The following is a 20,447-nucleotide window of genomic DNA, read 5'->3' as shown; positions in this document are numbered from 1 at the left end:
TTTCTAAGGCGGGCAGAGAGTCAGACTGCGAAGCCGTTTATCGTTGCCGACATTCCGGCATAATTTCTTTGGGTTTTGTATTTTTTGAGAGGTTTGAATGCTTTTTTAGTCCGCAGTTTTATATCTTGAGTGCACTTTAAAATTCTTATTTCAGGTGAAAGTTCTTTTTTATTTTCTTAAATTCAATTGTACCCTTTTTTAATTCCTGGATTGCTCTTTTGAGTTCATTCCGGTTCTTTAAAGTTTCTTTTTTATTCCATTCAGTTTTTTATTACAGATGGTTTGAGGTTTTATTTTACTCCGGTGTTTTAGAGCGTGTCCTGTTTTTGTGACGGTGGGGAGGAAGCGGTATTCCCTCTGACATGGAGTCAGGCGGCAGATCAGCACTGGACGCAGGCGCATTCTAAGCAGCTGCACGATACGTATTGAAAAGCAGTTTATCAGAAAGCAGTTCATTAAAAGCAGTTTATCCTAAAAAGGAGGGAGGAAAGTTGTGAAAAAGGAAATATTCATTGTAGTATTTTGCACAGCCTTTGCCGTATTGTCGGCAGGGAGGGATTCGCTTGCCTCTGAGGAGGGGGAAGGGGAGATAAAATACACGGTTTCTTTTGTAGATGCTGACAATTATGACACGGAGATATTTAATATGCAGCAGGGAACTGTCCCGGAAGGAACAACGCTGAATGTATCCTTTCCGGAACAGATTATCGGATCGGACGGGCATATCTGGAGATCGGAGGCTGCCAGCCCGCAGGGATTTACCGTGTATCAGGCCGGAACCCATAAGTATTACGTCGAATATAAACAGGGAAAAAAGGTATTGGAACCGGATGGGCCGGATACGGACGGCAAAGCAAAGCTTGAGGAATGGCTTCAAAAAGCCTGGAAGGCCGACTGCGCCATCACCGGACAGTCAGCGGAGGAAAGCAGGGATCCCGCTTTGACGGTGGATAATGATTCGCGGAATAACAGCCGGATAACGAATCTGATTTCCATGATCCGGGACGGGGAATGGCATTATTTTTACATGATCGGCCGAAATTATGTACCTCAGACGCTGGTGATTGGTACAAACTTTGATGCGGAATATTCTGCCGTGACGGAAGAAACATTCCCGGTTGACAGGGAGGACTATACCGTGCTGCGCATTGGAGTACGCAGAAACTGGCGCCCGGAAAGCTGTGCTCACGAATGGGAGTCGGTGGAAACGGTTGTAAACGGCTGTCTGGAATATGGCCGGGAGGTCTGCCGGTGCCTGAAATGCAGGACGGAGGAGACCGTATCGCTGCCTGCTCCAGGACACCGCGATACAGACGGAGACTCTCTCTGTGATCTTTGCGGGAAACGGGCCTTTGAGCAGACGTTGGGCGATACGGTCCAGACCGTTATCAGGACAAAAAACGGGGACATCCCGCTTGCATTCCGCTGCCTGGATACGGACTATAACGGAACGGGAATGATGATGTACCTGGCCGAAGAAAATCTGGGGGAAGAAATCACGGGAGTCTGTTTTGAGGAGAACGATTATAACGATTCTCCGCTGAGAAAATACTTTAACATGGCTTTTGCAAACAACAGTTCCGTTGCGGCGGCTCTTCAGCCGATTGCAAGGGAGGATGGAGACGGCCGGGACGATTATGCTTCCCTGCTGTCGAAAGAAGAGTACGAACGGTATAAGGATTCCATCGGAGGGGAGGGAGACTGGTTTCTGCGCACCCTGACGGACGACGGTATCTATGCGGTCAATTCCGGCGGAATGCTGACACAGGCATCGGCTGCCGGAAATACCTCCTTTGGGGCAAGGCCCTTCATTCTATTGAAAAAGCCGGAGACCGGGGAACGGGCCGAATCGGTGTGGTGGAAAAAGGATGATATCCAGATGAGAAAGATAGGAAAAAAAATATACCGGTTCCGGTGCATTGATGAAGATTACAGCGATAATCAGGATGGACACCGGAAATCCGCCCTGTTTCTATGTGACGGCGTCATCCGGGCCGATGTGGACAGCGACAGCCGGAACTTGAAGAAACTGACATTCGGGACGGATAACAATTACAAAACATCCGTTATCAAAAAATGGCTCGATCAAAACAGTTTAAACAGCAGCTTTAATCTGGAGCCGGTTTCCATCGGTGTCAGTACCGCGTACACGGGCAGTACGGCAGCCGGAACCAGGGAGCAGATGGAAGACAGCCATCTGGTGCGTCACCCAATCGGATACCAGTTCATGCAGGGACGGCTGTTCTGTCTTTCCATGGAGGAAGCGCTTAAATACAGGGAAGAGCTTTGGCGGTTCGGTACTTTTCAGGGTGGGCCGGAGAGCTGGGTAAGTCCCTATTCACAGGGATATTATCTGAGGACACCGTTCTACAGTGAGGGAAATGACGGAGATTTTTGTTACGGTGACGACATTTATACGGTCGATTTGGTAAAGGGAAACATTCACACGGTAAAGACGTCAAGTGAGACGTATGGCATGCGGCCGGCGTTTACGCTGCCACAGGAATAAATCCGGGAGGAAGATAAAATGGAAAAGAGACTGGGAAGAAGAGGAAGAAACCTGACATCTGCGGTTCTTATCACGGCCGTGCTGCTTACGGGGGCGGCACCGGCAGCCGCGTCCGCGGGCAGCTTTGTTTTTGAAGATTTGGACGGGGCAGCCGGGCACGAACACAGGCCGGGTGGGAGAGATGCCGGTACGGGGAGTGAACTTTATGGAGAAGATGCATTTGCCGCTTCAGGCAGCAGTATGGCGTCCGGCAGTGAAATACCGGCATCGGTTTCGGTTGCATTATTTGCAGCAGGAGCCAGTTCCCTCGGAGACATATGGGATGGATGGGGAGGTGATTTCTCTTTCCTGAACGGGGATTTTGGGGATGGTTCAAAGCAGAAACCGTACCAGATTAAAAATAAAAGCCAGCTTATGGGACTTTCTCAGCTTGCCGCAATGGGAATGAGAGTCCAGGCCGGGGAGGGCGGCAATGAGATAATTGGTTCCTATGATGGAAAATACTTCAGGCTGATGAACCACATTGATCTGGGAGGCATGGACTGGAATCCGATTGGTTTTTACCGGGATTCCTCGGAGCTGGCCGGAGATGTGGCTGGCAAGTTCTGCGGACATTTCGATGGGAACGGGAAGACGGTATCCAACTTTAAACTGAACAATACGTCATGGAACCATGTCGGCTTCTTTGGAGCGGTGGAAGACGCCACAATCAAAAATCTGACGCTGAAACCGGGAAAGACCGTATATGGCGGGGATCAGACGGGAATTCTGGCCGGCAGCGCCAAGAATTCCAAAATCACGGACTGCACGGTAAACGGCAGTGTGTCGGCGGCAGGTACGGCCGGAGGTATTGCAGGAACGGTAGAGGGAACGGTTCCTTCCGATTCGGTGATCGAGAATTGTACGGCCAACGTTACCCTGAATACGGGCGGCCAAAGGGCAGCCTGTGTGGGAGGAATTGCAGGAAAGGCGGCGGGAAGCAGCATTGTGGACTGCCGCGTTGAAACAGGAGACAACGATACGGCCCGGATACAGGGGCGGGATGCTGTGGTTGGCGGCATTGCAGGTTTCCAGAACGGAACGGATATTTATAACAGCTACGTATCGGGTACTATCGGGGGTGTCGGCTCGAAGATTGTGGGGGGTATTACAGGCCAGTATGCGTCGGGTCATCTAAAAGTAGCCAGATTCGAGGGGACAATCGGTTTGTCGGGAACCGGAACAGCCGGTCACAGAGGACTCTTTATCGGCCACCGCGAGCCGGGGGATTACTATCGCTGGGGAACGGATATCGGCTATCTTTTCTCAGATTCGGAAGAAAAGATCGGTTTTAACGTATGCGGAAGTGAGATACCGGATGATAACGAATATACGTACTCAAGCAGAGTCGGCTATTCCCATTCCGGAGACTTGTACTGTTCCCTCGTGCAGGGAGGCGTGTCAAAGGATATATCCGATCGGTATTATTATGAGCTGCTGGAGGAGGGAATCCTCTCCATCCTCGATCGGGATCATGGAGGAGCCGGTGCGGAGGAAGCGGGATATTCCCTCGACCATTTTGCGCCGAACGATGCCGGACGGCCGACCAGGGGATACCTGGTGTCGGTTCCCAGAATCGATACGGTATCTTCCGGAATTCATTATTATGATGCGGCGCTGCTGGAAGTCCAGGGGAACGGCAGCTATTACCGCACCATTGATAAAGAAAACAGGGGAGCCATTGCACCGGGCAGGAGTGTTACGGTTACTACCTCACCGAAAGACACGGAGGAGGCAAAATTCCAGATGGAGGGGGTGCCGACCTACATAAAAAACGGCAGAGAAACCGATACGGTATACAGGAGCGGCGGGGAGTATATTTTTACAATGCCGGCTGAAGATACACAGGTAAATGCAGAATATAAAAAGGTTGCGGTGAAGGTATCTGTAATCCCTTCCGTTTTCAGCATCCATGTGGTCGAGGAACGCACCGGAAACCGTAAGAATCCAACAAAAATTACAAAGGTGACTGATCAGGGCGGAAAGCTGATTGCGAGCTATATCAACGGTGAACTTGAACATGGTACGCAGATCCAGCCGGTGCAAATCCAGGCCGTTGTGGATGTCAATAACGATGTGGCCGACAATTCCGTAAAATGGTCGGTAGACGACCCGAACTTAATTCTTCTCTCTGCGAATGATGACGAGGACACGGAAGGGTATACCAAAAAGAGCGCCACCATCCGCCTGAATATCAATGCCTCATTTTTTACGGACACAATCAGGAAACTGGAGAAAGAACAGGCGGAAAAGAATTACCGCTATCCGCTTCCCGATACGATTTTCGGGGCCGGACATCAAAACGGCGGCGTTGCCATCCTGACCGCATCCACCAGACCGGCGGCCAGTTTTGAAGGGAAACCTTGTACCGGCAATTGCAGGCTCAACGTCACCTTTCAGGTAAAGGATAAAACTTATGTGGGAAATGAGGGAGCCGCCCTGGATAAAGAGGAAATTGCATTTACCGTTACACGGACTCTGAGCGGAGACAGGAGGAAGCCGGACGAGAACATCCGGGTAACGCCGCCTCAGAATTTGACTGCCTCATTTACACCTGACTTCTTTGATAAAAAAGATATTTCCTGGTCGGCAGACGACCCGGCCTTATTAAGCGTTGACGGAGAAAACAAATCGGCAAGTGTGTCGGCCCGGAAAAATGCAAAGTGGATTCTGGATATCATAAAATCGGATGCCGGTATTCATGCAAATGACCCATATGCAGTTTTGAACGGTTCCGGAAGCAGGACTGCCGCAGTGACCGTGACGGCCGACGATATGCTTGGCAGCCGCCGGACCGCGGTCTGCAATGTCGTGATTCATTTTGTGACCGATGATCAGACAACGGTTTATGCAGAAGGGATATCGGCCGTTCCTGAGAGACTGAGCTTTGAACTGGGCTGCGAAAAGAGCGGAAACCGCAGTAATCCCGTCATTACCTGGACAGGCAACGGGACGAGGCAGCTCAATGTCGCCGTGCTGCCGGAGCAGGCATTTAACAGGGAATACCGCTTTACCGTTTCCGACGATTCACTGGAGATAGACGGGGATGGAACCGTGACGGTAAATACGGATGCCAAATGGATTCGCGAGGCCAATCAAACGTATCCCTATGAAGCAGGGCATACGGCGGTCATCACCGCAGTGGCGGAAGACGGCGGATTTAAAGCACTCTGTAACGTTGCATTCAAATATAAGCTGACCGACAATACTTACAGCTCCGGGGGCAAAGGCTCGTCCGGCGGAGGAAGTTCATCGGGCGGAGGTTCCTCCTCCGGCGTCAGCCCGGACGGAGGCGTAGGTCCTGCCGGTAACGGTCCGGCAGCGGGGACGGCAGCTCCGACGGGAAGCATTGTTGGAACCTGGGTAAATACGGCAGACGGCCTTTGGGCATTCACGGCGGGCGGCAGAACCTACCATAACGAGTGGGCTTATATCCACAACCCATACGCAGGCGGAGAACAGAGTGGCACGGACTGGTTCCGGTTTGATGAAACCGGCCATATGGTAACCGGATGGTATGCCGATACGGATGGAAACACGTATTATTTATGGCCGTTTCCAGATGGAACACAGGGCCGCATGGTGACGGGATGGCAGTGGATTGCCGGTTCGGATGGGAAAGAACGCTCCTTCTATTTTAATTCAATATCGGATGGCACCAGAGGAGCGATGTACCGCAGCAGAACAACGCCTGACGGAAAGAGTGTCAATGAGAAGGGAGAGTGGACGGTAAATGGAGCCGTCCAGATCAGGGAAAACGGCCGGTAAACAGAGATTAACCCGGGCGTACCGACCATTTATTTTCTTTGCGGTGAAAATACAGGGAAATCTGTTTTTTATATCCGTGATCAAGATATTCGCACTGATAGATGGTTCCAAAGATAGAGTTCGGTTTTCTGCCTAAAATTTTCGTAATCGGAATATCGATGTAAGTTCCGTCGGAATTCATATGGCGGAAGTATAAAGGCATACATTCACCTTCAACATTGTAACTTGCTATCACAGAAACAAAGGTGTTTAAGGACGGGTTGATCTGTTCAACCGGCGTCTGCTCTGGTTCGTAAAACGGCATGACGCAAGTCTCCTTTCATAGAATATGGGTAACTTTTTGTTACTGTTCACAGGTAGTATTCCGCGAGGTGTTTTTTTGTGAGTGGAGCGTGGCGGATGTCACAGAAAACCCGTGAAGATGATTATATTGTAACGAACAAATGTTCTGATTTCAAGAGGGGGAAAATGGGAAATCATATGGGAAAAGGTAAAACTGGAAGACGGGTGACGGCACTGCTGCTTTCCGCCGCATTGTTTTTAGGCAGCATATCATTTTCGGATTTACATACGGCATTTGCAGCAGCCGGGCAGGATATATCATGGACACAGGAAGCGCTGGATGCCGCGGCGGCCAAGGGCTATATACCGACCGGACTGGCTTACCGGACCAGTACGTCCGCGATAAAGCCGGAGTTTGGCTTCATGGGGGAGAAACAATATCTTCACGGTTCGGGAAAGTATTCAGAATTTACCAACCGGTATATTTACTGCATTAATCTCCATAAAGACAACGGCGGTAAATTGCTTTACGATTCGCAGGCATTCCACTCGGGCACTTATAATATCGACAGACTTCCGAATGGGATTATAAAAGGCGCTTCCAGCGAGCAAAGGAAATTCAATTTCCTCGTGATTGTCTATGCCGCTTCCTATCAGGCAAAGCAGGAGGTCAAAACACTGGAACCGCCTAATGCCAATGTGGGAGTAGACATATTGACGGTCTGCAGCCCAATCATCCAGAATGCCGCGGATAATGCCGTATTTACCGGAGACTGGGCGGCCGATTTTGCCTGGTTTAAAAATGTGATTTATCCGTTGACCCTGGCATCGGTAGGTCCGGTCAATACGATGGGGGATGCGGCCACGTACCGCCGCCTGACCTCCACGGACATTCCGCAATGGACACGGGAAAAGGGATGCGTCAACCGGGCTCAGGCAATATTCTGTTACATCTGGACGGCAGCGAAGCTTTCCAGCCACGTTGAACTGAACAATGGAAAAGACACCTGGAAATTTAAGGCAGCGTTGGAGGAGGACGGGCTTTACCACGTCCGAATTCCGTTTGACGGCGAAAATCAGTATATTACGGAGTATTTGCGCGTCATCCGGGCTGAATGCTATGGAGACTGGCAAAAGCAGGAGGATACCGCCTGCCTGCACTTTATTTCCCCGACGGGACAGACGCCGTCCGAAGGCAGCATTGCAAGACTGACGTATGCCGACAGTGAGGGAATGATTGCCGGAAACCTTTCAGAGGCAAAGCTGTACGAATTTAAATTCTATACCACAGGAAATCGGGAAACGGGTTTTGATAACGTCCAAAGCTATTTTTCCGCCATTATGGATCGGGAGCTTGAAATCTATCTTGTAACGGGAGATGTATCCGGCGGCTCTGCCGACATTCAGGTAAACCGGTATGAGCACGAAGAGTCCTGGAATGCCGATTATAACGTCAGGCTGCTCAAATATGACTCAGAGACTGGAAAACCGCTGGAGGGAGCCCGTTTCGATATATTGGAGGCTTTCGACGATTCGCAGCTTGATGAGACGGCGTTGGATATACAGGACAGCGCCGGAACCGATGTATCTTCGGGTTCACTGAATTCCACGGTCTGGGGGGACGATACCATTGCGTCGAATTACAGCGGGGACACAGGCCTTCTGAAGACGGATGCCCTGCTTTATAATTGGGCCAATGAAGGAGGCAGCCAGTTTGAACGGTGGGACGATCCGACGGACGATCCCTGCAATGATGATTCCGATGTCACGGACTCCACGGGGAGGCTGACCTATCAGGACGGAACCGGGACGTCGACCGGCGAACCGGCCCATTCGGATGTCCGGAGTTACATTTACCATAAGGGATACTGCGACGGTCATCCGGCTCCCGTGATTCAGTATGAAGAACCGGAGGATGAGGGAGGTGATGAAGACGGGGGAGACGGCGGTGAGGATGTGGAGGCCTATAACCAGCAGCTTCATGATGAAGCCTGGGCAGCCTGGTACGCAGAGGTGGAAACGTGTGCGGAGCTGACGTCGGAAGGCGGTTTCTTTCATGCGATTGAGCCGGAAATCGCCAGGGAGGCCATGGAGGCGGATCGGGACCGGTTCTATGAAGATTTTATATCACTGACCTATGATTACTCCGCCCGGGAACTGGAATCCCGGAAGGGGTATATCCTCCACGGCCTGCATGAGGATGACGTAGAAATTGAGTGGCGGACCGTAACTTCCAGCCAGTATAAGGATTTTGTGAAAAACGGCATATCCCATTCGGAAGGCACAGGAGACGTTGATAGTGATATCCGGTCTTCTGAAGCGCCGTTGCAAGCAGAATTAATTACGGTGCAGGGGGAGGATGGCTCTCAAGAGACGGATGGAGAAGAACAGTTTTCCGATAACGGGAAGAAATTTCTGTTTATTGATGAGGAGGGACGGTACACTTCTGCATTATACTCCGAGGGAAAAAAGAAAGCATATTCCAAAGGCAGCCCGTCAGAAGCCGATATGGCGGCACCGGAAGAAGCGGGCAGCTCCCCGGAAACAGTCGGCCTTCCGGAAGCAGCCAGCCCTTCGGAAGCAGTCAGTCTCTCGGAAGCAGCCAGCCCTTCGGAAGCAGACGGTTCCTCAGAAGCAGCCACCCCCTCGGAAGCGGCCACTCCGTCGGAGGCGCTCCGAAAAAGAATCGCATTAACCGGATTTATGGCGGAACAGCTTATAAACCACAACGCCGGAATCGGTTTGTATGCACTTTGGGCAGACAGGGGAGGCAGCATAAGAAATTCCATATCCTTTGAGAAATCACAGGCAGGGACGGTGAAGCAGGGGAAAAGTGGCACGGTTGACTGGACGTTTATCCTCTATGACCACCGGACCGAGGGAGAAGTTCATATCGGCAAGCAGGACCTGAATTTAAACAGAGGGAAAAACGGTATCTATGACAGCTATGGCGACACCCAGGGCGACGGTACGCTGGAGGGGGCCGTGTACGGTCTGTTTGCCGCTGCGGATATCGAGCATCCCGACGGAAAAACAGGTGTTGTATTTAAAAGGGATGAACTGGTGGCCGTGGCGGCTACCGATAAGAACGGAGAAGCCTCATTTCCCGCCATTACCGAGGCTCCGGGAACCCGTTTCAATTTTGATACCGGAGCGGTTGAGAGGCCGGAGGACGCCGGCCCGGAGAATCTTTATACCGGCCGGGAAAAGGCGGATGCGGTACAGGATAATGAACGGTTTGAGGGACACAGTGGGAACGGGAGCAGCCTGGCGTTGCAGGAAAGTACAGACGGAGACGGTACGGGATACCGAAAACTGACTTCCAACCAGGGCGTCGATGGGGCCGGGGACGGCGGGGCAGGCTACCGGATCCAGAATAATGAGGCCAACAATGGAAATTGCTGGATTGGCCGTCCGCTGCTCATCAGCCGGGAGGGCGGCAGCTACTATATCATGGAACTGGCGCGTTCCGAGGGATATGAATTGTCACGCTATGGCGCAGATGCGGACGTGACCAACCGGGAGGCGGATGCAGCCGGGAATTTACCGTCCGCGGAAGGAACGGTCCACATGTCTGAGATGGAGATGAACCGGAAGGGCGGTTATAACCAGTTTTCGGTGCTCAGTAAGGATGCGGCAAACGGATATGACATTGCGGTGACCGGACTTCGGGACGGCGCAAAATTCTATACGATCAAAACAGAGATTGTGGTAAATCCGGATGGAACTCATACGGAGCTGGTGCCGGTCAAAGAACCGGTTTACGGAATTCCGGGAACTCAGGTCATTATTGACGGAAAGGCCGTTGAGGCATCGGTTGGAGATATCATTGCACTCCCGAATGGAGGCAGCGCGGCGGTCAAACGGATTTCAGACGCCCCCCGGCTTCTGACAGGGATTCGTCCGGGCAATGCCTTTCAGGTGGAACCGCCTGAGATCATTGGTGAAGAGAAAACAGCGGTCAAAGCCGAGTTTATACAAAAGGTGAACGAGAGACTTAAAAAGGCCGGATATAAAATCCCGGAAGAAGGTTCCCCGTGGATTAAGGCAGCATTGAACGGAAGCTCAGAAAAGAGCTGGTGTGAGGCGGTGAATGACTGCCTGAAGCGTTACCGGGTATTCAATGCATTCCTGCTGGAAGATGTGGTGGAGGAAAACGGGGAGTTTTATGGGATTCTGCGTTACACCTATCTTCAGGCCGGGATATCCCTGCCGGCTCTTTATGACGAGACCGGAAAAAGCGTTTGGATCAGGAAAAAGATGACCTACCAAACAGATGGAAAACAGGTGGACGGATATCTGTACTTTGAATATCCCTCCGGCAGTTATGATATCACAGAAAAAAACGCCGCTGGTTTTGTGACGGCGGCAACGATAAGGCAGCAGTCGCCGGAAAAAAGCACCGTGGCCTGGGGCGAGGATCTTTCCAATATACGGCTTAAGGATGATTTGGGAAAACAGTACTGGGTCTATGCAGAACACGAGCAGGCATATGACAACAGAGGAAACCTGGTCTATAACACCCGCTATGAAAGTGAGGAGGCCGCCCCCGGATACGAAGAAAAAGTAACGGAAACTTTGCTTGACGGAAACTTCGATGAAGATACGATGCTCTATACCGTCCATGTGGCGCTGGAGCTGATACCGGCTGACGGCAGACTGGATTACAGGATCCGGTATGATGAAGAGTTTGTGGACGGTGGTAACACATCCTATCCCGACTATGTACAGAGGAATGCGATTGTGTCCGCATACCCGGTTAGAACCTTTCATGACACTTATATTAAAAATGTCCTGCTGGCCTACCCCGGACAGACGCGGATATATCAGGATGCCGGGACAAGAGAACACCCGATTCCGGTATTTGAGCGGATAATCCGTCAGAAAGTAAGGATTGTGAAAGACATAGGAACGACGCCGGAAGGAACTTATGCCCATAACACCAATGCCGGAACCGGCCATCAGGATGGTTTTACATCCGGCCCGGGAGGGATGGGGGCGAACGCCCACAAACTTCCGAACTTCCGTTTCAAGATATACCTGAAGTCGAACCTGGAACGGCTGTACCGGAACGGAGGAGGCGAAATAAACTGGATAGACCGTAACGGAAATGAAGTCAATATTGAAGCTTACAAAGCCTCTTATCCTGAGACGGAGCCATTCGGCAGCGTCCAGAAGCTGTATACCAAAGTACCTCACAAGGCGGGCTCCCTTACCACAGGTTCTGTCAGCAACAATACATGGGAAGAGGCGGTAACGGTTAACAGGGCTCTCTATTCCTTTGATGACGAGGGAAGAATAGGAGAAAACCAGAATACGGGGTATACCCGTCTGCTGGAAACGGTGACCCGGACAATGGAGGATGGGGCCGGTAAAACGAGACGGGTGGAGGGTTATAACTATGACAAGTTCTTTGAGGCCATCCGGACGGCCAATCATGATAAATGGGATGGAAAGGGGGATGACAGCACGTCCTTTAAACCGTCGGCCTTTATCCGCGGGCTTATATTTGGAACAAACGGAGGGGAAAAAGAGTATCCTGTTTCCCATAATAACAGTGCGTCAGAGAACCAGGCCAGCACATCAAAAGAGGCCAAAGAAAATGCGAAACGTTCCGATTCCGTGCGCCAGTTTGCGATCAACTGGTACCTGGATGAGGAAGTGAAGAAGCTGACGGAAGAAATCGGACAGGGAGAAAGCCAGGCGTCCGGTGGGAGTGAATCCTATCAGGATGAGGTTTACGACCGGGCGTTGTATGCGGCTATTCTAAAGGCGGAAAACTACTTAAGCCCGTTCTTTGCCTATGATCTGGATGAAATATATGCGGTTGCCTGGGACGGTGAGGCGGACGGAGGAAGCGACGGAGACAGGACTACGCTATCAGCGGATACGCTTTATGAAACGGCCGGATATTATTACGGCGTGTCAAAATACCTGCCGTACGGGGCCTATATTGCGGTGGAACAACAACCGTTCAGCGCTGAACTGGGAGATTTTTACAATAAACATTATAAAACGGATCAACCAAAAGAAATCATCCTGCCCGCCCTTTATGAGGAGGGAGAAAATGAAGGGACGCCGGTGGTCTATAACAGGAACTATCAATTCAGCAGTGAGGATACTCCGGAAGAATTGCAGAAAAAATATGATATCAGGATCAATGAAGAGTGGAAAGAAAACCATACGGATGACTTAAGAAACTACGTAATCCAGGCTCACAATAATGACGGTGACTTTGAAATCTATAAATACGGACTAGATTCCGCCAGACTGACCGGCCGGATTGCCTATCCGGGAGGCAGTTTTGACTATCAGGGTTTTTCGGTTACCCAGGAAGAATTTAATCCTTATAAAGATGTATACAAAACAGAGAATGCGGCCAGTGTTTACCGGAGCAACGAAAAGGTGGGGGCGTATTACCGTTATGCCTCCCTCTCAGAGCGGGCCGGTACTGCCGACAATGTGATGTATCAAAACGGAACCGCCGCCGATGATAGCAACCCGTCCGGATTCTATTTTAAGGATGGCGTAAAAACAATCACGGGAGCCTTAACCGGGTACGATGGAATGTATTTTGCCGCCCTTGTGCCGTGGACAGTGACAGAACCGGCCGATGCCGGGATAGATAAAACGGATGGCTTTACCGGATATGCGGATGGGAAGTTCAGAAATACGTTTTATGTTTCAAAACTTCGAATTGAAAAGCTGGATTCGGAATCTGGTGAAACGATTCTGCACGACGGGGCCGTATTTTCAATTTACAGTGCGGAGCGGGAGGATGGAGAATACAGTAACGGCCGGGTGAAATTTTATGAAACAGATACGGTTATCACCGGAAGCCGGGAATTCCTGACGGCGATGGGAGCAGCTGGAATCACACCGCTTGCCAGGCCCTCCCTTCCGTGGCAGGTGCCCTATAACGGAAAATATTATGGGACTGTGCCGGCCGGAACTCCGATCTGCCGGGAGAGCGAACAGGTTATAATGGCTGATGAATCAGGAGAGAAAACAGGACAGTTCCGGGCATTTACGACCACAAAGGATCGGGGAACGGAAAATGGCAGCCAGAACGTGGGATATTTAGAGACTCCGCAGCCTTTGGGAGCCGGCTGTTACGTCCTGTGTGAAATAAAGGCGCCCTCCGGTTATACCGGAAGCAGGCCGGTGGCGGTCGAACTTTATTCAAATGAGACTGCCTATTATCTGAATGGTTCTGCCGATAACCGGGTAGTGGCGGCGGTTTACGGGGAGAATGTCACAAGAACACAGGATAACGGCGGGGAGATTACAAATCCGGACGGCACGAAGCCAAACGGAAACAAGCCCCAGGACAAAGGAGCAACGGCAAGGATTTATCTGAATAATACGCCCATCCGCCTGGAAGTGGCAAAGATAAAACCGGATGATGATATGGTGTCATATGAACTGAAAGGCCGCCTGGAGGGCAGCATTACAGAACTGAAAGGACGTTATGGCTTGGAAAATCTGGAACTGGCCTGCAGCGCTTCGGGAAAATATCTGGGCTATGGGTGGAAAAAGGGATTTTTAGATTCCCTGAAGAAAAAGCAGGAGGCGGGCGAGAGTATAGAAATCCTGTATGAAGATGGAGTTTTTACCGGTAATGCAAGGCTCTTCAAAGTTCCGGAAACAGCCGATGATGTGAACCGGTATCTGCCCGGAGCGGTGATGACCCTGTATGATGCGATTGAAGTGAAACAAAACGGGGACAGGGAGGACTACCGGTTTGACGGTGTGAATGTGGAGCGGGACCGCTATGGGAATGTAATCAATATGTACGTTCAGAAGGGATTTGCCGGAACAGGGCTCAGATTTGTCCTGGATAAAACAAAGGCGGACAGTGACGGCCTTGATGATTACGGGAACTACACCTGTGATGATCAGGAAAACGACAGGGGAGCGGGAACATGGACCTATAAGACTGTAGAACGGGAGGATACCGATATCCTGTTTTATGACCTCGGAGGTCTTAATGTGCTCCGGAAAGAGAATGGTGTTCTGTATGGTTTTGATAAAGAGGGGAGGAAGATACGGGCCAAAAACAACAGTTCGCTTTTTGCACTGAAAAACGGGATGCCGTTTCTGGAAATCGTTTCTCCGGACTATGGGGCACTGCGGTATAACGAAAAAGACCGCGTGTTTGACCGGGTGCCGGAAGGAACGGTGCTGTACCATTTAGATGCGGAGAGGAACCGGGACAGCCTGGTTGAACCCTACACCGGAATGGCTTACGTGGTGGAGGAGAAGACCGGGAAAATCATGGTCTGGCCGGTGAAAATTTCAAAGGATCAGTATGGCAATGTGACGGCAAGAGAGAAGATTACCACCGGCCGTATTGCCACGATGGAAGCGGATACGGAACGGGAGTGGACCGTCGGAATGATGAAAAAGGGAGGGTTTAAAAAGACGGTAAATCCCGTTCTGAATGAGCACGGGCAGCCGGTTTATTACCGGAGAACGGATGAAACATATCAAAAAGGCAGCCCGGTTTACGACAGGGACGGCGATTATATCCGATACCGGTATGATGATAAGCTGAAACAATTTAATGATAACGCATGGAGGATTGACAAAATCCCCGCTCTTAAAGATATAGGCCCAGATCCGGAAAATCCGGCAGACGACCGTCCTCTCTATCACCGCCAGGGAGAAAGCTATATTATTGAAAATACATGGACGACCGGTGAGACAGCCCCAAACGATCCGTTCCAAAGCGGGATGACGGACGGGCAGGTGGACGTGCTTAAGAGGGTTCCGGCCGGTCTGTACATCATGGAGGAATTAACGGCGCCGGAGGGATATGTGAAAACAATGCCGGTTGGAGTGACGGTGGAGGATAAAACAGAGATTCAGACAGCCAGGATAACCGACCGGCCGATCGGCGGATACCTGGAAAAGGTGGACGCTCCGGCGGCCTTCCGTGTAAAGGTCCGGGATTGCGATAAGGCGCTTGACGAGGCTGAGACACGGACGGAAGGAAAGGCATCTTATTCCTATGGCAGTGTAAAGGGAGCCAGGCTGGCTCTGTTCCGGGCGAAACGGGTCGCCACAAACGATCTGGACAAGCACCCTTCCGGCTATTATCTGGAAAAGACGGAAAAAACTCCGGCCAGATGGACCAAATTTGATGAAAACAACCGGAAAAAAACGTTTGTGGCCGAATGGATTTCCGGTGACAGCCCAGAGTATCTGGAAGCAATTCCAAAAGGATTTTACATCCTCGAGGAACTAAGCGCGCCCGCCGGTTTTATCCGGTCATCAATGGAACTGGAAATAAAAGAAACGGAGGGACTGCAGCATTTCCTGCTGCCGAATGATCATACCAAGGCAGAGATATATAAATATACGGAGATGGATGGAATGAAACATCCTGTTACAAACGACAATCCCGCCGAATTTGCCCTGTATGACGGCAAGGGGGAGCTGTTTGACCGGTGGACGACGGATGACTGCGCTGAATATACAGCTGCCGTCGACACAACAAAATACAAAAAAACAGGGTTTTTAAATGCGCTGCGTCTTAAGTTCGGCGTATCAAAGACCACTGGGCTGAGCGGCTTTACCTACAATTACCAGAGCCTCTTCAAAGAATATGGGACTGCGTTTGATGAGCTTTACTGGGATGTGGAGCGCACCGCCGTTAGGGACGCTGCATCAGACAAAGTATTCAGGACGTCGACCGGTTATAAGATTATTGTGGGGCAGGATTCCATCACATTTCAGGAGGGGATGGATCCTGACGAGAGGGAGCATTTTACAGAAGGGTACCGAAAGAACGAAAACGCCCTTACCGTAAGCTGGCTGACCCGGAGAACGGCACGCAGGCTGACATCGGAAAATACAGATAAAAATGAGTCTGTTCGGCAGATCTGGGAGACAGATACGGGGAGCCAAATACTGATTTGCTCCGAAAAGAACCTGACGCCGGAAGGAAAATGGGACTACAATTTCGATTACAAGTTCAATTATAAAAGAATCAGGCCCGCTCAATATCCCTGCGCGGTAAGTTATGACACTTTGCAGGGCAACCACAGAATGGATTATATTCCACAGGGCCGGTACAGGCTGGTAGAGCTGAAAGCGCCAGAGGGGTTCGCCGGGGTTTCCGACAGGTTTATCACGATAGAGGAAACCACCGATATACAATTGTACTCCGTGGAAAATAAACCACGCTGCCTCTATGTAGAGAAGCTTTCAGAAGACGGAAAGGGGCTGCCCGGAGCCGAGCTGGCGTTATATCGTTCGGATGGCCGGGGAAACTTTTCACCGGTTCCGGAGTATCTTCAGGACACCTGGATATCAGGGGCGGAGGGTTATTATACGGAGGATGACTATTATGAGGGGAAAATACCGGATGGTTTCAAGGCCGGAGATATGAAACCGCACCGGATTGAATTCCTGGAGGCAGGAATCTATTATCTGGCGGAAATCAGGGCTCCGGAGGGATTTGAAACGATGGAGCCGCAAAAGGTGGAAATTACCGGCGATGTGCAGGATGGCAGTCCCCTCAGCGTCACGGCCGTGAACCGGATAAAAAAGGGAACGCTTCTCATAGAAAAGACAGATGCAAAAGACAATGATAAAAAACTTCCCGGGGCAAAGTTTGAGGTGAAGAACGAGAGCACAGGTGAGAGATATCTTCTTGTCACGGATGAAAACGGCCGTGCCGTGCTTTCTGGTCTGGTGACAGGTTCCCTCCGGGAAGGAAAATGGATTCCGTATCAATTTGCCGTGAGAGAACTGGCTCCTCCCGAACGGTATTCGCTGTCGATGGAGACGAAAAAATTCAGTTTTACCGATGTACAGGATAGCAAAATACTTACTTATCAGTGTGAATTCAAAGACGAATCTACCGATATTTTAGTTTCGAAAACCGATTTTGAATCGAATGAATTTGTAAAAGGAGCCAGACTTGCCATCTATCGGGCGGTGGAAGATGAGGGCGCGTTTGTGCCGTCGGGAGAACCGCTTGAGGAGTGGACTTCAGATGGAGGGAAACACCGCGTTATGGGAAAGTTGACGGCAGGAGGAGTCTATTTCCTCACAGAGCTTGAAGCTCCCGACGGATATCTAAGGTCATCCCCTATTCTGTTTGTCCTCTCCGATGACGGCAGGAAGATAAGCAGCATCTGCGATCAGGAGCGAATTGTTGATTTTAAGACATCGGAACTGTTTAGTGATGCGGTGGAATCAGTCTCGGTTCAGGGGCGACGGCCGGTGGGGACGGAACGATGGCTGACCCATCTGGATACAGGAAAAATATACGTTATTCCATCGTATCAAACCGCGCCTCTGACCGGAGCGGACGGACTGTTAAACGGCGCTCTGTATGAGGAAAAAGAAATCATCCGATACACGGACGGGAACAACCGGATCACAGGACGGCAGATCTTCCGCATGAATCTGAATACGGAGGGAGAATACCGGCCGAAACTCAGGACAGCCGAAAAGACACTCTTAAAAATGGAGACGGAGAGCCGTGGCCTGATTGAAGAATGGGAGGTGGAAAACAGAGAAGGGAGCGGATACCGCCATGAGATACAAAATCCCGTATATGAAGAAAAAAATGGGATAGAGGTGGCGGGAGAAAATGGAAAGAACGGTTCATCCGTTCAGCCCGACAGCGTTATAAGATATAGCCTTACCTGCAAAAATACGCAGAAGACGGAAAAGGATATGAAAGTTTCCATTCTTCTGGATCCGCAGCTTGAATACATGCCGGCCAATTCAGATCAAAGATGGAACAGAGAAAAGAGCGGAAGACTTACAATGACATTCGGGAATATGGCTCCCGGGGAAGAAAAAAGTATTCTCCTGACTGCGGCAGTAAAGCCGGATGCTGAAACGGCAGTTACCTGCAGAGCGGAAATTGGAGGCGTTCTGTGCCTGTGGAAGAATCCGGTTGCAGGGGAGGGAAGTCTCGCGATTGTGAACCGGCTGACAGGGACGGCGGCAGACCAGACTACATACCAGACCACAGGCCAGGCCGCAGACCAGATGGAACGGGAACAGGATACATATACCGTCGAACTGCACGATGGGAAGGGGCAGTCTTTGACAGGCAGTTTCAGCTATACCGGGAACCAGGAGGGGAGTGTGAAAAGCGGCGGCCGGATTGTGCTTAAGAGGAATGAAAGTATTGTAATCACGGGTCTTCCATGGGGAACCGCATATAAAGTGTTCCCATCGGACAGGGAAGACAACGGTTCATCCGTTAACACATTTGATACGGAGGGAACGGTTGGACGGAAGGCTAAGAGCGCAGTTTTCATCCATAGGAAAAACGACGGCTCTATCCGTGAAGTTTTTAAACGGGGAGACGTCTGCCATCTCACGGAAACAACGCTTTATGCAGACGGAAGCAGTCTTATAACGGGAAGAATCACGTTTACGCTGGATGAGTCTGCTGCCGCCGGCGGTCTGGACATGAAGGATCAACCGGTCCGTGTCCTGATTTCCAAGACGGATTTGTCGGGAGGGATAGAACTACCGGGAGCGGAATTCTGCCTGCGGGATGAAAGTGGAACTGTTTTAGATGAATGGGTATCCGACGGCAAGCCTCATGAGACGGATGCGCTGATGGAACCGGGAGAAACATATTGTCTATCGGAGTTAAAACCGCCTGACGGTTACGCGGCGGCGGAAGATATCTGCTTCACTGTCCCGGAAGACGGGGCAGTGACGACTGTCACAGTAAGTGACAGGCCGACGAGAATTCTCATTTCAAAGAACGGCGCAGAGACAGGGGCAAATCTGGCGGGAGCCGGGCTGGAAATTATAGACAGTGAAGGAAACAGGATTGAAAAATGGATTTCAGACGGCACTGTCCACATCCTGGAGGGAAAGCTCACAGCAGGAGAAACCTATACTTTGAGAGAAATTTCCGCCCCTCCCGGCTACCGTATTGCGGAACCTGTCAGTTTTACCGTGTCGGAGGGCGGCAGTGACGACACCATTATCATGGAGGATGAACCTACCCGGCTTATGATAGAAAAAGTTGGCTGTGAACCGGATGGAAAAACGGAGACGGGGAGGCTTGCCGGGGCGTTGATTCGGATCGAGGATAAGAAGGGGCGGGAAGTATACCGCTTCCTGACCCGGGAAGACGGCGCCCATGAAATTACCGGAATACTGAAAGCCGGGGAGGCTTATACGGCTGTTGAGGAGGAGCCGCCCTACGGGTACGAATATGCCAAACCCGTAACTTTTACAATTCCTGAAGAGGATGAAGTGGTATGGATAAAGCTTATAGACCGGAAGAAAGCAGAGCCGCCCCATGAGAGAGATAAAGGGAAAACGTTCCCGGAGATAGCAGTCCGCAAGTATGACGGCGTAACGTTAAGAGGAGTAGCCGGTGCAGAGTTTGCCGTCTACCGCAGTGACGGAAGTTTCCTGCTTTCGGTGTGTACAGGAGAAGACGGCAGAGCTGAAATTAAGGTACATGAGCCGGGAACGTACACGCTGGTAGAGACAAAAGCGCCCCCGGGATACAGGCCGTCGGAGGAGGAATATCCATTTACGGTAACAGGGAATGAGAACGGAAGGAAAGAACTGTCCGTCGCAAATTATCCGGTTCCGGAAACAGCCGGCGTTATTACGGTACATTATGACAGGAAGCTTGGAGGAGCCGGAACTTTTTTCCTGAAGAGAAGAAGGCTGTTTCCGCTGCCGATGGCCGGTGATGATTCGGCCGGAGTGGGTGACTTAATATTGGGGGCCATTCTTTTAGGGGCAGCGGCGATGCTGTGGACGCGGAGGAGAAAACGGAAGAAACGTGAAAAGGACGGCCGTGCTGAAGGATAAGGCATACAGGAAGACCAGGCTGTACTGA

Annotated in this window: 4 protein-coding genes; 3 read left to right on the top strand and 1 reads right to left on the bottom strand. The window is 51.0% G+C overall.

Annotation, left to right across the window (positions count from 1 at the left end):
• Positions 1-493 precede the first annotated feature (493 nt).
• Positions 494-2,509, top strand: coding sequence for a hypothetical protein (locus tag V3C10_16895; GenBank protein WVP60980.1), 2,016 nt, complete (start codon positions 494-496; stop codon positions 2,507-2,509).
• A gap of 18 nt (positions 2,510-2,527) precedes the next feature.
• A complete protein-coding gene (locus V3C10_16890; GenBank protein WVP60979.1) occupies positions 2,528-6,316 on the top strand; it encodes a peptidase A26 in 3,789 nt (1,262 codons plus the stop codon).
• A 7-nt stretch (positions 6,317-6,323) separates the two neighbouring features.
• Here the strand turns inward: V3C10_16890 and V3C10_16885 are convergent, their stop codons facing one another.
• Complete coding sequence (locus tag V3C10_16885; protein ID WVP60978.1) at positions 6,324-6,620, bottom strand: hypothetical protein; 297 nt, start codon at positions 6,618-6,620, stop codon at positions 6,324-6,326.
• A gap of 164 nt (positions 6,621-6,784) precedes the next feature.
• On the opposite strand from V3C10_16885, the gene V3C10_16880 reads away from it, so the two are divergent.
• On the top strand, positions 6,785-20,419 hold the full coding sequence (locus V3C10_16880; protein WVP60977.1) for a SpaA isopeptide-forming pilin-related protein: 13,635 nt from the start codon (positions 6,785-6,787) through the stop codon (positions 20,417-20,419).
• Positions 20,420-20,447 lie beyond the last annotated feature (28 nt).

The sequence above is a fragment of the [Clostridium] symbiosum genome, from assembly GCA_036419695.1.
GTDB lineage: Bacteria > Bacillota > Clostridia > Lachnospirales > Lachnospiraceae > Otoolea > Otoolea symbiosa_A.
The sequence above is the reverse complement of the archived record's forward strand: the minus strand, read 5'-3'. Positions and strand labels throughout refer to the sequence as shown.

Coding starts and splice junctions, on each gene's coding strand:
- V3C10_16890 (WVP60979.1), top strand. CDS start 2,528: ATGGAAAAGAGACTGGGAAGAAGAGGAAGAAACCTGACATCTGCGGTT.
- V3C10_16885 (WVP60978.1), bottom strand. CDS start 6,620: ATGCCGTTTTACGAACCAGAGCAGACGCCGGTTGAACAGATCAACCCG.
- V3C10_16880 (WVP60977.1), top strand. CDS start 6,785: ATGGGAAATCATATGGGAAAAGGTAAAACTGGAAGACGGGTGACGGCA.